The organism is Ollibium composti (assembly GCF_004801285.1).
GTDB classification, from domain to species: Bacteria; Pseudomonadota; Alphaproteobacteria; order Rhizobiales; family Rhizobiaceae; genus Mesorhizobium; species Mesorhizobium composti.
The window spans coordinates 46,640-60,632 of record NZ_SSNY01000003.1 but is presented as its reverse complement, the minus strand read 5'-3'; the positions used below and the strand labels follow the sequence as shown (position 1 = coordinate 60,632).

Here is a 13,993-nt window from a genome sequence, read left to right as displayed (position 1 = left end):
GACGTTGCCGATGACGTTGAAATCTTCCAGGAGGCAGTTAATTCCGTTCACCTGTATCTAGTAGCGACACTAAACGACCGCGGGGACCCCAACGTGGAAGATGGAATATGGCTGGTTGCCTCCGACGAAGGAGAACACCGAAAGCAGTATTACTATGGAACCGACCAAGCCAGAGCCCGATCGATTCTTCATGAGGTCGGAGAGAGTGACGACGAGGAAACGGATTGCTGAGCTGACGCATAAGTCTCGGCATTGCGGACATGGCGGGGGTTCATTAGCCCCTTCTCCCGCAATTCCACATATACTGGATGTGAGAGATCCAACAGTGCGCCGGGACCCCATTCGGCTTCGATAGCCATTCCCTTTCGCGCGACTTCTCGCCAGTGGACGAACTCTTTCCTCACCTCCTCCGAGGCCGACGTTTCCAGATAGGCGAAGCGGTTACGGATAGAGTGATCGAGTGCCCTGATGCTTCCCATTTTCGCCAGCCCGGAAAGGACCGCCAACTCCTTGTCCTCGCTCTGCTTGAACACGACGGCGGCCTGTACATAGGTATTCATGACTTTCACCCCACATTGACGCTTCAGGGTCGGGCGCCAGTACGCGGACGTCAATGGCCTCGTGAGACGTCCGTCACCTCAAACTGGTGGCCGTTTCGCTTGAACGGCGGCGATCAGATCGATCTCTCGTCGAGGTTCCGGCGGTTGTTATTCTCAGCCCCCACAACGCGGCCGGACTCTTCCAGTTCAATTTAGTCCGCCGACATGCCCGGGGTTCGAGAGGGACTGCACCGCAGAACCCGTCGCCCCAGCACGGTTTGACGGGCAGACCAAGCTTACGAAGAGGTGCAGCACGAGGCTTTCCGCAAATGGAAAGCGTCGCTGGCATGGCGCGAATGCTGCTTGTGGGAATGGGATCGGCATCGCCATTTCTTCGGCGGCGCGGCGGCTGGCGGGCGTGGTGGAAGCGCGCGGCACGGGCGCAACCCTGTTTGCGGAAAGCGAGCGGGACTTCACTCGCATGCCGAAAGGCTCCATGGGCGCTGCGCTTCGAAGGCAGCGAACGGCTTCACGCCGATAACCGAAATTCCGGTTATCGGCGTGCGGCGGACAGGGGCTTCGTCTCATCTCCTGCCATCTCCGCTGGAGCCGGGACATGCTCCTACATTCTGGACGAGAACTGCCAGACCCGGCAGCGAACCTCCGAGGCCGAACATGCTCGTCGGTATCTTGATCACCCGCCCAGGAAAAGGGAATGCCCCGACCGAGGTGCAAACGACAACTTCATATCCCATCGACCATGCTTCATTGAGCCCTGGACAGCCGATGCTCCTCGCGTGCCGCAGTCCAAACAGCGCGAGCCGCGTCGAGGTTCATGATGGCGACGCCAAAGCCTACGATCACGTCCGGCCAGACGGAGCGCCAGTAAAGCGTGATGACGCCAGCTGCAATAATCGCCACATTGGCGAGGGCGTCGTTGCGCGCCGAAAGGAAGGCCGCTTTCGCGAGGCTTCCTCCATGGTGCCGATAGCTCGCGATCAGGAACGCCGAGACAAGGTTGATTGCCAGAGCGCCAAGGCCCGTGACGGTAAGCGGAATGGCCTCGGGCGGGACCGGGGCGTTGAATTTATGCCAGAGCGTCCACAGGAAGGCGAGCGCTGGTGCGAGCAGGATGGCTGATAGCAGCATACCCACCTGTGCCCGCCGCGCGACGCTCCACCCCAATGCGGCAACGATCAGGAAATTAACTGCGGCGTCCTCGAAGAAGTCGGCGCTGTCAGCCAACAGCGAGACGGAGCCGATGGTCAGCGCCACCGCGAATTCGATCCCGAAATAGCCAAGGTTGAGAAGCGCCACGATCAGAACGGTGCGGCGCAGGCCAGCAATCTCTATGGTCATGGATTCTTCCCCAGGTTGTAGCGCTGGGGCCTGGCATCGGCATACTCAGGAGGCATCAGGGGGCGTGGCGTCGCCACCGGATATTTCCTATCCACAATATGTCCGGCGCCGTTCTCGGCCGACTCAATCGACCAGCGGTGGCAGTCACATGGTAAGGCTCCCCTGTTCATGCCGGAACCTCGAGCGTGGCGACAACCGGATAGTGATCGGATGCGGCGTCCGTTTCAGGGTTGCGGATCACTTCATAGCGTTTCGCACCGACTGCGAGCGCTGCAGTCGCGAGCAGATAGTCGCAGCGCATCTTTGCGAACTCGGTGCCGGTGAAAGCGGCCGTTGGCACGGTCGGCGTAATCGCCTTGTCGAGCGCATGGCCGATATCGACCCACCCGGCCGCTTCCAGATGAGCGAGCACGCCTCTGTCGGCTCCTTTGAGATCGTCGGCGACGTAACGGGCGCGATGGTGAGAAGGCAGCACATCGAAGCCCTCCGGTTCGGGGTCGTGTGGCGAGGCCGAATTGAAATCGCCCGCCAGCAGTGCAGACGAGCCAGGAGCAGCTTGAACGGCGAGATAGGCCGCCTCACGACAGCGAACAGACGGGCCGTATGGGCACAGATGCGCGCCGATGAGCGTCAGCGGCCTATGCGAGCCGGGCAGCGCGACCTTGAGAGTCGCCAAGGCGTGATGGAAATTTGCGCCGTCCGCCTCGAAGGCGAGCGGTCGCAGCGGCTCGCGGATGAAGATCGCCAAGTTCTGCCCGGTGCGCGGCGCGATGGCCAGAAAGCCGCGCATCCCGATCTGGGCTTCCAACGCGTGCAGCAACGCTCCCCCCGCGGCGTCGAACCCTTTGGCTTCCTGCATTAGGAAGACATCTGGCTTGATCCGCGAGATCACCTTGATTTGCGTTTGCGCGCGTCGGTCGTCCGCGCCGTCCCGGCCGCCGAAGAGCGTATTCCAAGTCAGAATGGTCAGCGTCATGGAAGCGCGCGCCTGTCAGTTGTTTTCGTCATGGGCGTCGAAGACACGCTTGGCGTAGGCGTCGAGCAGGGTCTCGCAGCCATTCAGGCGCTCGGCGGCTTCGGCAGCGAGTGTGGCGCCGTAGAAATCAAGCTTGCTGATCTTGTCGAGCCAGCCTTGAAGCTTCTTCAGATCGACGTCGTTTTCTTCCAGCTCCGCATAGGTGAAATGCTCGTCGGCCGTCTCCCTTGCGATCTCGGCTTCAAAGTCCGCGCACCTGGCCAGAAATTCGCGGTATTGCTCGTCACGATCTGCCTTGAAGCGGGAGACGACTTTTTCCTCCTGCGCCCGATCAAGTGGCCCCGTCTCAAGGAGAACAGCCTCGCCGCCCATCTCGACGGCGTCGTTTTCCAGCATTTTCAGCCGACGCAGATGGTCGTCCGTCTTCGGCAGCAGGCACACGCCGTTCTGGAGATAGATGGCTCCCATACCCTTCAGCTTGCGCCAAAGCGCGATGCGCTTGGCGGCGGGTTCCGAGGGAACCTTGTACGTGAGGAGGATCCATGTGTTCGCCATGGCGAATTTATGATGTTACAGTCGTTACATGTCAACCATACAATTCGTGCAATATCGATGATATGTGTCATCTCGCTTTTCGACGGCTGGTCTATCCCGGTGGGCATGGAGGGACATGATGTCAACGGCAACTCGCCACACAGATCTACGTAGGCGCGGAGAGCTAAAATCGGCGGGGGCCAAGTCCATCCCCATGCCGCCGCGAGGCCCATACGTGACGCATCAATAGTCGATAGAATCCAGGACGAATGGACTACTGGTCCGTGTCGACCCACCGACCTGTCCGCCTGCGAAGCCTGGCCACACGTTTCCGGCGCACCGTTTCCGCCGTCTCCCTCTGCGCCGCGACGTCATCGGGTTCGTCAGTGATGTCGAGGCCTGTGAGCGCCTCGAGAAGGTCTTCGATCGTCACGATGCCGAGAAACCCGTCCTGACGGTCCACGACAGCCCCCATGGATTCGCGCGCATGGAGGAGACGGTCCGTGGCGGCACGGATGTTAAGATCGGATCGTAGAGGAGGCATCGGCCGCAGGAATTCCGAAAGCTTCCGATGACCGGCGCTCTTGTCGATCGCGGCCCGCAGGACGTCGCGCTGCATCACGTAGCCAACGACTTCGCTTCGGCTTCCGCGATAGAGTGGAATGCGGCTGAAAGAGGCAGCCTCTTCGGCGGCGACGAACTCCTCGACGGTCGCCGCCTCGTCCATCATGACGACATAGTCGGCCGCCGTGTTGACCTCCCTGAGCGTGACGTTCTGGGCATAGACCATGCTTGACAGCAGCTCCGCTTCGGAACCCGAGATGGCGCCTTCGTCCGGAGCGGACGCGATGATCACCGCCAGTTCCTTTCGGGTCAGGCTTTCCGCATCTCCGCCGGAAAGACGGCTGGTGATCGCCCGCGTCAGGAACAGGACCGGCGCCATGACCTTAAGAAGGTAGAACAGCGCGTTCCCAACCGCTCCGGCCAGCGTCATCGCATGGGTCGCGGCGAACGTCTTGGGAATGATCTCGGAGACAACGAGGAGCAGGATCGTCAGCAGCACCGAAACCAGGCCGACGGCGGCGTCGCCGAACAGGTGTGCGGCTTGCACACCTGCAAAGCCCGCGCCGATCGTGCCCGCCAGCGTGTTGATGGTCAGGATGGCGCTGATGGCATCGCTTGTGCGCCCGCGCTTGATCTCGGCGAGACGCGCCGCGCCACCATCGCCTCTCTTCGCCGCCGCAAGCAGCTTCGGCACGCGGACGCTCAGCAACGTCGCCTCGAGGAGCGAGCAGGTCATGCAGAGTACGGTCGCCAGCAGGATCCAGAACGCGAGCGCGATCATCGGTTCGCCCCATCGATCACAGGCGGAGCGACGCGCTCTTCGCCGCCGATCGTGGCGTCGGCATGCAATCGGTAGACCACGGCCTCCGCCGGCGCGTATTCGACCGTCTCGATCTCGTTGGGTCCGTAACCTTCGATCGCCATCGTCAAGGCGCGCAGAACGTTGCCGTGGCTGACGACCAACGTCTCCTGGCCGCGCAGAACCAGGGGAAGGATCGACCGGAGATAGTACGGAACAACGCGGGCGACGACGTCGCGCAGGGATTCTCCGCTGGGAGGGGCGGTGGCGTAGGAACGTCTCCAGACCCGTACCTGCTCGTCGCCCCAGCGCTGCCGCGCCTCGTCCTTGTTCAATCCCGCGAGCTGGCCGTAGTCCCTTTCGTTCAGGGCCGCCGAGACATAGAAGTCATCTGGAACGCGCTCCAGTTCGCTCGCGAGCAACCGAGCGGTCTCCATGGTCCGGCCAAGAGCCGAAACGAACACGTGCCTGAACGACAGGCCTTCCTGCCGGAAATTCCTGCCAACGGCATGGGCTTCATTCTCGCCCTTTGGCGTAAGCCCTAAATCCATCCAGCCGGTGAACACGTTCCTGGCGTTTCCCTGGCTTTCGCCATGACGGAGCAGGACAAGGACACGGCTGTCAGGAACTCTGGTCACCCGCTGTTTGCCTCGCCGCTGCCCCGGGAGGCGAAAGGATTGGCGAACAGCGCGCTGTCGCCCAAGGCGCGCTCGATCGCCATCAGCCTGTTGTACTTCGCGGTCCGTTCGCCGCGGCTGGGCGCTCCCGCCTTGATCTGGCCGCCGCCCATGGCGACGGCGAAGTCGGCGATGAAGGCGTCCTCCGTCTCGCCAGAGCGGTGCGAGATGACGTAGCCCCAGCCCGCCGAACGGCAGACATCGACGGCGGCGATCGTCTCGGTGACCGTGCCGATCTGGTTGAGCTTGATGAGGACCGCGTTCGTCGCCTTCCGCCGAATCCCGGTCTCGATGTACTGGACATTGGTGACGTAAAGGTCGTCGCCGACGACCTGGACGCGGTCGCCTAGCGCCGCGGTGTGCGCGGCGAAGCCCTCCCAGTCGTGCTCGGCCAGCCCGTCCTCGATCGAGATGATCGGGAAGCGGTCGATCCAGCGGCCGTAGAGCGCCGTCATGTCGTTGCTGGTCAGCATTTTGGCGCCGCGCAATTCGTAGTGCCCGTCGCGCCACATCGAATTGGCCGCAGGATCGAGCGCGATGGCGATGTCCTTGCCGGGCTCGTACCCGGCTTTTTCGATCGCCTCAACGATGACCTCGCAGGCCTGGTCGTTGCCGGACAGGCGCGGCGCGAAGCCTCCCTCGTCGCCGACCGAAACCGAGAGACCCCGTTCGTGCAGCAGCGCCTTCAATGCATGGAAGGTCTCGCTGGCGAAGCGGACGGCTTCCGCAAAGCTCGACGCGCCGACGGGAACGATCATGAACTCCTGCATGTCGAGGCCGTTATCGGCATGGGCGCCGCCGTTGATGACGTTCATCATCGGCATGGGCAGGCGGCGCGCGCCGCAGCCGCCAAGCCACGACCACAGGGGAAGGCCGAGCGAGGAAGCGGCCACCCGGGCCGCCGCCATCGACACGCCGAGAATGGCGTTCGCGCCGAGCCGGGTCTTGTTGGGCGTGCCGTCGAGCGCGATCATCGCGCCGTCTATCGCGGCCTGATCGAGCGCCGACAGCCCGGCGACGGCCGAGGCGATCTCTCCTTCGACCGCGGCGATCGCCTTGAGAACGCCCTTGCCGCCGAAGCGATTCTTATCGCCGTCGCGCAGCTCAACGGCCTCGTTCTCGCCCGTCGAGGCGCCGGACGGCACGGCAGCCTGTCCTATGACGCCGTTCGTCAGGCTGACGGTGACATGGATGGTGGGATTGCCGCGAGAATCGAGGATTTCCTGGGCGCTGACGGTTTCGATCTGGTGCTTCATGGATGGTCCATAGGATTGGAGGGAAGAGTGGAAAACGGCGGTCAGGCCGCAGGCGGATCCTGCGAGAGGTCGCTGCAATTGGCGCGCCACCAAATGACGTGGCCGTCCGGCACCAGTCCATGCAGCAGCTTCATGGCCGCTTGGGCGACGTCCGGCCTGTCGTAGAACTCGATGACGATCGGCAGGTCGACTGTGAGCCTGAGCAGGTCGGCCGCGTGCACCGCACCGCTGGCGCCGAAGCCGGCGATGCCGCGGAAGACGGTAACCCCCTGCACCCGTTGCTGATCGTGCAGAAGAGTCAGGATCTCCTGCTGGAGGTTGGTGCGGCGGCCCTGCTCGGCCTCGTGTATGTAGATGCGTACGACGATGACTTCGCTGGTCATGGGACGCTCCTCAGAGGTTGCGTGCGAGATAGGCGCCGCCGAACGCGCCGAGAAAGCCGAGGCCAACCGAGAGCAGGACATAGAGGCCCGCCTTGCCGAAGCTGCCCTGCTCGACCAGCAGGAAGGTTTCCATCTCGAAGGTGGAGAAGGTGGTGAAACCGCCGAGAATGCCGGTCAGGATTCCCGTGCGCAGCTCCGGTGCGAGCGTCAGGCGCTCCAACGTCTCGATGAACAGAAAGCCCATGGCGAAGCTGCCGAGCAGGTTGATGCTCAACGTGGCGTAGGGAAAGGCGTTGCCCCAGATCGCCTGGACGAGGTTGGTCATCGCATAGCGCGCCCAGCAACCGAGCGTCCCTCCTATGGCGATGGCGATGTAGGTCCACATGATTGCCTTTCGTCTTTCTCATATCAGCGTCAGCGCTAGGATCAGCACCAGCAGGGCGCCGATCAGGGCAAGGTAGAAATTGAGATGTCCCGACTGCAGATGGCTGAATTTCTCCGCCAGTAGCCGCACGAAACGCACCAGCGGCGAGAAAAGGTATGGGCCGAAGATCGGCGCCACATCGTGGCTGAAGACCAGCCGGCGGATGAAATAGGGCTGGCCGTTGGTCTCGCGCGTGGTCGTCAGCGTCGGGCGGTAGATGAAGGCGTAGAAGGTCCTCAGCGCATTGGAGAAGGTCAGCGCCGTGGTCGAGGCGCGTTCCGGGTCCTGCGGCAGGCCGCCGTACCAGACCGGGGCGCGGCGCACGGCGAAGCGGCGCGACAGAGCGAGCAACAGGATCGGCAGGAGCGACAGCAGCGGCATGGCGATCACGAGCAGGCTGGGCGAGATGAAGGCGAAGCTGCGGTCTGGCGCGATCGGTGCGCCGGTGCCCGGCACCAGCACCCAGCCGACGCGCATGTCGAGCGGCACATGGCTGCCGAACAGGCCGCCCGCAGCGGGATCGAGGCCTGCGAGCCAGACAGGCATGCCTGCGGCGAAGGCGATGACGCAGAGCCCGAGCAAGGCCACGGACCTCGTTATTCCGACGGACATCGGCCTTGTGTCCCGCGCGGTTCGGCCGAGCAGTCCGATGCCGAATACCTTGACGAAGGTCGCGAAGGCGACGGCGGCCGTCAGCGCGAGGCCGGCACCGGCGATTGCGAGCGTCAGGCGGTCGCCGAGCGTCGACAGATGGAAGCCCTGGAAGATCGTCTGGAACACGTACCATTCGCTGACGAAGCCGGCCTGCGGCGGCATGGCTGCAAGGCTCATGGCGGCGAACAACGCGCCTAGGCCGAACGGCCAGGCGCTGCGGGCGAGCAGATGGGTGTGGCTGATCGCGTAGCTGCGTGTCGAGCGGTAGACGCCGTCGGCGGCGAGGAACAGCGCCCCCTTGGCCAGCGCATGTCCGGCAAGATGGATGAGCGCCACCGTCCAGGCGAGGCCGGCGAGCCGCATCTGGCCGTCCGCTCGGAACATGATGCAGGCTCCCAGCGTCGCTACGGCGATGGAAGCGTTCTCCGCGGACGAAAAGGATAGCAGGCAACGCCAGTCTTCCTGCTGGAAGGCATAGAGGATGGTCAGCACGGCGCTTACAGTGCCCACCGCCACGACGACGATGCCGATCCCGGGCGTAGCCGCTGGCAGCCAACCGACAAGCGCGCGCGCCAGGCCGAAGAAGGCAGCGTTGAGCACGACCCCGGACATGATCGCTCCTGAAGCGCCGCTACCGGACCCATAGGCGGCAGGGAACCATTCGTAGAAAGGAAGGATGCCGAGCTTGGCGCCGAAGCCGACCAGGAAGAGGATGCCTATTCCAATTTCCCAGCCTGCGCCCTGGGTCGCGGCTGCCCCGGCGAATGCGCCGAACGACAGGCTGCCCGTCGGCACGGCCATGAGTACGACGGCGAGGATCAGCGCCACTGCGCCGACCTCGAGCAGGCCGAGCATGAACAGCACCGAGCGCGCGGCGGCGGCAGCGAGCCGTTCGCTGAGAATCATCAGCGCGCCGCCGAAGCTCATCACCTCCCAAGCGATCAGCAAGGACGCGCCGTCCTGCAAGCCGAAGACGCCGAGCGCCCCGAGAAGGCTCGCCGCCGCGCCGAACAGCCAGCCGTATTCGCCTCTCGTGGAAGGAGTCGAAAGTGCGCATGCAAGCACGGCCGGCGCAAGCCCGAAACCCATCAGCCACAGCGCATCGGCGCTCAGCCTGAACAGCACGGGTCCCTCGCCCAAGGTGGTGGGCAACATGAGAGTTTCCGTCCCCTTCGGCAGGCAGACGAGCGCGGCGGCGATCCCCGCTAGCCCGCCAGCCACTAACAGCGCGCGTGCAACGATCCCGCCGACACCGATCAGGGCGATGATCGCGGCGGCCGCCCACAGCAGCGCTGCGGCACCCAGAAGCTCATTCGCCATGGTCGACCCTCCCGCCGACGACGCGTTGCGGCTTGCGGTTCAGGAACATCAGCAGCGCCTCGATGATCGCGGCCGGATTGGGCGGACAGCCCGGGAGCCACACGTCGACGGGCAGCACGCCCTCAAGTCCATGCCCCGAAGCATAGCCGCCGCCGGAAACGCCGCCGGACACGGCGCAGGTGCCGACCGCCATGACCCAGCGCGGCTCCGGCATAGCGTCGTAGGTGGCCTTGAGCGGCTCCAGCATGGCGTTGGTCACCGGGCCGGTGACCAGCAGGAGATCGGCGAAGCGCGGCGACGGCGTGAAGAAAATGCCAAGCCTGTGCAAATTGTAGAACGGATTGTTGAGCGCCTGAAGTTCCGACTCGCAGCCGTTGCAGGAGCCGGCGTCGACATGGCGGATGTGCAGGCTGCGGGTGAATCCCGGACGCTCGATTGCGGCGGGCAAGGCGTCGGCACGCTGCGCCCAGACGAGGTCCTCGCGCCGGGAAACGCCGAACGCCCAGTCGCCGGATGGAGCCATGGCACCAGATGGGCAGACTTCTGTGCAGAGCTGGCAGACCACGCAGCGACCGTAGTCCACCGCCAACATGCCGTCGCCGTCGCGACCGTTTTCCCGAATGGTTATCGCCCCGGTCGGACAGACCTCGGCGCAGGCTTGGCAGCCTTCCACGCACAGCTCCGGATGGTAGCGCGGCATGCCCAGCACGCCGTCCTGGCCGTCGTCGGTCTGGCCTGGAGTCGGCCATCGCGTCGTGGCCTTACCGCGTTTCAGTCCGAACAGGGTCCACAGCGCCATGTCCGCCTCCTACCTGTCGCAGCCGGCGATGGTGAGGCCGAAGCTCGCCTCGTTGATGGCGTAATCCATCATGTTGGAATCGTGCACGGTGAAGGGAAACACGCGCCAGTTCGAGAAGGACGGCGACTTGATCTTCACCCGATCGAGCCTGCCGTCCTTTCCGAGATGGACGGCATAGAACAGCGTGCCGCGCGAGGACTCCGCCCACCCCAGCCCATGCGAGCCGCCATGCGCCCTGCACGGGACGTCGATCGGCCCGTCCGGCAGCAGCAGGAGCGCGCGCTGCATCAGCACGAAGCTGGCGTCAATCTCGGCGGCGCGCACCTTGAAGCGGGCATAGGCGTCGCCCGCCGTCTCCACGGGTACCGTCAGCGGCAGGTCGGCATAGGCGGCATAGGGATAATCACGGCGCAGATCGCGGTCGACGCCTGAGGCGCGCTCAACGGGTCCGGTCGCGCCTTGGTCGAAAGCCACCTTGCGGGACAATGGCCCCGTGGTGATGAGGCGGTCGAGGAAACTGTCGGTGTCGCTCAGAAGTTGGGCGTAGCGCGCGGCCTCCCGGCGGATCGCCTCCAGTTCGTCCGGCAGCCAGTCCTTTGGCAACAGCTCTCGGCGCAGGCCGCCGGGCTTCAGCACCGAGCGAAGGAAGCGGCTACCGGTTAGGCGCGCGTTAAGCTGTTTGGCGCGTTCCTCGAGAAGCCTGCCTTCAGCCTGCCCGACCTTCAGCGTCGTGGTGTCGGCAAGATGGCCGAGATAGTGGAGATGGTTGTAGAGCCGCTCCATCTCCGCCAGCAATACCCTCAGCCACGCCGCCCGCTTCGGCACGGCGCAGCCGGCCGCCGCCTCGACCGCCTGGCAGTAGGCGAGCGCGTGCGCGACGCTGCCGACCCCGGAGACGCGCTCGGCAAGTACCGTGCCGGCCTGCGGCTCCAGCCCCTCGAAGCGCTTCTCCATGCCGCGATGCTTGAAGAAGAGCTGCGGGTGATAGTGTAGAATGTGCTCGCCAAGATAGAAGAACAGGAACTCGCCTGACTCGACGACGTCGGCGCGCACCGGGCCGTAAGGGAGGAGCTGAACGTCCTCCTTGTCCCCGGCCACGGCAGGCACGGTGCGCCTCTCGCCACTTACCGGGATCGGCATGTCGCTGGCGCGCGGATCGAAAGGCGGATGCTCGACCCGGGCGCCCTTGTGCAGCACCAGACGGAACGGTTCGGGATGCTCGGCGAAAGCGAAGCCGAACAGGTCGGTGACCTCGCGCTCGGACCAGCCGATCAGCGGCCAGATATCGGCAAGGCTCGGCACGCGCTTGCGGCCGGGCTCAACGATCCAGGTCTCGAATCCTTTGGGCTTCGGGCGGCTGACGAGATAGCGCAGCTCCAGCCGGCGCGGCTCCTTCCACCGCGCATAGACCGTCTGCATGCGGCCGCCTTCGTCCCATAGCTGTCGCGCCTTTGCCGGAAGCTCGTCGGGCCCGACCGTTGTCTCGGCGACCGCTTGGGGCAGAGTCGCCGCGTTGACCGGGACGATGCGATCCACGCTGGTCTCGCCGCTCATGGCTGGCTCCCCAGAAGCGAATGCGCGACGAGATCGAAATAGGCACTGAAACCTTGCGGCCACCAAACGCCGAACGCCAGCAGCGGCAGCAGCGCCAGCCACATCGGCGCGATGCACCAAGTGGAGAGCCGCGCCAGTGCCTTGGCCGGACGGGCTTGCTCCACCTCGAAATACATGATGCGGAAATGGTTCAGGAAGCCGATGAAGATGACGATCAGGAGGAGCGCCATCGCCCAGGCGATCCAGTCGTATCCGCCGTGGAAGCCGGCGCGCAGGATCGTCAGTTCGCTTAAGAAAAGGCCAAAGGGCGGCGCGCCCGTGATCGCGGCCGCACCAGCGAGCCACAGCCCGCCCTGGGACGGCATCCGTCCCATGACGTCGCCGATGCCGGCGATGCGCTTGGTGCCGTAGGCGCGCATGGCGTTGCCCGCGCCGAAGAACATCAGCGACTTGTTCAGAGAGTGGTTGAGCATGTGATAGAGCGCGCCGGCGACGCCGAGCGGCCCGCCGAAGCCGAAGCCGAGCGCCATGATGCCCATGTGCTCGACGCTGGAATAGGCCATCAGCCGCTTCACGCCCCGCTGGCGCACGATGAACAGCGTTCCGACCAGCACCGAAAACAGGCCGAGGCCGATGAAGGCCCCGCGCGGCAGCGAACCCACCTTGGCAGCGTCGACGATCGACAGGAAGCGTACGATTCCCAGCATGGCGGCGTTGAGCAGCGCCCCGGACAGCATGGCCGACACGGGAGCCGGGCTTTCCGAATGCGCGTCCGGAAGCCATGTATGCATTGGGGCAAGTCCTACCTTCGTGCCGTAGCCGACCAGGACAAGCAGGAAAGCGAGCGTCAGGATGCCGGGGTTCATCTCAGGCGCGGCGCGGCGCAGCTCCTGCCAGGTCAGGTCGTAGGTCGGCCCGAGCACAAGGCTACCGCCCCAGTACAAGATCACGGTGCCGAGCAACGCGACTGAGATGCCGGCCGACACGACGATGATGTATTTCCAGGCGGCCTCCATGGCGCCCGCGTCACGCTCGAAGGCGACGAGGAAGGTGCTGACCAGCGTGGTCAGCTCGATTGCGATCCAGTAGAGCCCGGCGTTGTTCATCAATGGGCCAGCGAGGATGGTGAGCGCGAAGGCGGCGAACAGTGCGTAGAAGCGCGGTAGCCGCTCTTCCTCATCCAGCAGGCGCATGTAGCCGATGGCGTAGATCGAGGCGAGCAGATAGACGACCGCTCCGCAAAGCACGACCCAGGCGCCAGTCACGTCGAGCAGGATGTACCCAGCCCACCAGGTGCCCCCTCGCCCGGCCCCGGCCGCGATGACCAGAAGGATCGCGCATGCCAGGGAAACGGCGGCGGCCAGCAGATTGACGCCCTCTGCAAGGCGGGCATTGTTGCTCACCAGCGCGCTCGCCGCCGCGATCGCGGGCGCAGCCACCAGGAGGATGAGAAGAAGCCCGGACATGCTCATCCCACCAGCCGCTTGAGTTGGAGGCTCGACGTCGAGCCGACCTGGCTCACCAGGTAACGCACCAGCACGCCGAAACAGGCGACGACGATCAGCAGGTCGAACAGAATGACGAGCTCGATCAGCAGAGGCATGCCCGGCACAAGGATCTGGGCGCCGAGGAAGATGCCGTTCTCGAGGATCAGCAGGCCGAGGATATGGCTGATCGCCTCGTGCCGCACCGTCAGCATCAGGAAGCCGATCAGCTTCATCGACAGCATGACGGTGAGCGCCAGCACCGCCACCGTCCCCGACAGGCCGAGCTCGCCGCCGATGCGGTAGGCGACGACCAGCGAAAAGACGACGGCCACGGCGCCTGCGACCAGCGCCGAGCTCGGCCGCAGGATCTCGTGCAGCTCGCGGCTGACCGAAAGCCGCTTGATGATCCGCCACAGAAGGTACGGCAGCAGCAGGCCGCGGAACAGCCCGGTCAGGATCGCCACCAGATAGAGCTCGGGATAGCCGCCGTAGTAGCCGACCGAGGCTGACAGCCCGGCGATCACCCAGGATTCGGCGGCAAAGGCGTAGAGGTAGTTGTCGAGCCAACGCGACCCCAGCATGACGAACGCCAGCAGCAGGCTGATGATCGTCATCAGGCTGAACAAGGAGGCGGCGAGCGGCTCGAGATGCGCGATGACCATATCCGG

The 13,993-nt window shown here is 64.6% G+C and carries 14 protein-coding genes; all 14 read right to left on the bottom strand.

Annotated features, from left to right (window positions below):
- Positions 1-188: 188 nt before the first annotated feature.
- Positions 189-560 (bottom strand): hypothetical protein, encoded by a 372-nt coding sequence (locus E6C48_RS06110; RefSeq protein WP_136355139.1) that lies wholly within the window; start codon positions 558-560, stop codon positions 189-191.
- A 744-nt stretch (positions 561-1,304) separates the two neighbouring features.
- Positions 1,305-1,898: a cation transporter gene (locus tag E6C48_RS06105; protein WP_136355137.1), complete on the bottom strand. Its 594-nt coding sequence runs from the start codon at positions 1,896-1,898 to the stop codon at positions 1,305-1,307.
- 166 nt (positions 1,899-2,064) lie between these two features.
- Entirely contained in the window at positions 2,065-2,874 is an 810-nt protein-coding gene (locus tag E6C48_RS06100; RefSeq protein WP_136355135.1) for an endonuclease/exonuclease/phosphatase family protein, read from the bottom strand.
- 15 nt (positions 2,875-2,889) lie between these two features.
- Positions 2,890-3,429, bottom strand: coding sequence for a Chromate resistance protein ChrB (locus tag E6C48_RS06095; RefSeq protein WP_136355133.1), 540 nt, complete (start codon positions 3,427-3,429; stop codon positions 2,890-2,892).
- Positions 3,430-3,682: 253 nt separating this feature from the next.
- Complete coding sequence (locus tag E6C48_RS06090) at positions 3,683-4,753, bottom strand: CNNM domain-containing protein (RefSeq protein WP_136355131.1); 1,071 nt, start codon at positions 4,751-4,753, stop codon at positions 3,683-3,685.
- Positions 4,750-5,409 (bottom strand): 2,3-bisphosphoglycerate-dependent phosphoglycerate mutase, encoded by a 660-nt coding sequence (locus E6C48_RS06085; protein WP_136355129.1) that lies wholly within the window; start codon positions 5,407-5,409, stop codon positions 4,750-4,752. The genes E6C48_RS06090 and E6C48_RS06085 overlap by 4 nt, the downstream gene beginning before the upstream one ends.
- Complete coding sequence (gene eno / locus E6C48_RS06080) at positions 5,406-6,704, bottom strand: phosphopyruvate hydratase (RefSeq protein WP_136355127.1); 1,299 nt, start codon at positions 6,702-6,704, stop codon at positions 5,406-5,408. The genes E6C48_RS06085 and eno overlap by 4 nt, the downstream gene beginning before the upstream one ends.
- Before the next feature lie 41 nt (positions 6,705-6,745).
- Positions 6,746-7,087 carry a DUF190 domain-containing protein gene (locus E6C48_RS06075; RefSeq protein ID WP_136355125.1) on the bottom strand — a complete coding sequence of 114 codons (342 nt, stop codon included), beginning with the start codon at positions 7,085-7,087 and terminating at the stop codon, positions 6,746-6,748.
- A 10-nt stretch (positions 7,088-7,097) separates the two neighbouring features.
- Positions 7,098-7,472 carry a fluoride efflux transporter CrcB gene (gene crcB / locus E6C48_RS06070; protein ID WP_206086443.1) on the bottom strand — a complete coding sequence of 125 codons (375 nt, stop codon included), beginning with the start codon at positions 7,470-7,472 and terminating at the stop codon, positions 7,098-7,100.
- An 18-nt stretch (positions 7,473-7,490) separates the two neighbouring features.
- The gene (locus E6C48_RS06065) at positions 7,491-9,485 is read right to left on the bottom strand and encodes a proton-conducting transporter transmembrane domain-containing protein (protein WP_136355121.1); all 1,995 of its coding nucleotides are present in this window, start codon (positions 9,483-9,485) and stop codon (positions 7,491-7,493) included.
- Positions 9,475-10,284, bottom strand: a complete 810-nt coding sequence (gene nuoB, locus E6C48_RS06060; RefSeq protein WP_136355119.1) for an NADH-quinone oxidoreductase subunit NuoB — start codon at positions 10,282-10,284, stop codon at positions 9,475-9,477. Before nuoB ends, E6C48_RS06065 begins: the two co-directional genes overlap by 11 nt.
- Before the next feature lie 9 nt (positions 10,285-10,293).
- Entirely contained in the window at positions 10,294-11,838 is a 1,545-nt protein-coding gene (locus tag E6C48_RS06055; RefSeq protein WP_136355117.1) for an NADH-quinone oxidoreductase subunit D-related protein, read from the bottom strand.
- Positions 11,835-13,304 carry a proton-conducting transporter transmembrane domain-containing protein gene (locus E6C48_RS06050; protein ID WP_136355114.1) on the bottom strand — a complete coding sequence of 490 codons (1,470 nt, stop codon included), beginning with the start codon at positions 13,302-13,304 and terminating at the stop codon, positions 11,835-11,837. The genes E6C48_RS06055 and E6C48_RS06050 overlap by 4 nt, the downstream gene beginning before the upstream one ends.
- Positions 13,305-13,306: 2 nt before the next feature.
- Positions 13,307-13,987, bottom strand: a complete 681-nt coding sequence (locus E6C48_RS06045; RefSeq protein WP_136355112.1) for a hydrogenase — start codon at positions 13,985-13,987, stop codon at positions 13,307-13,309.
- Positions 13,988-13,993: the final 6 nt, after the last annotated feature.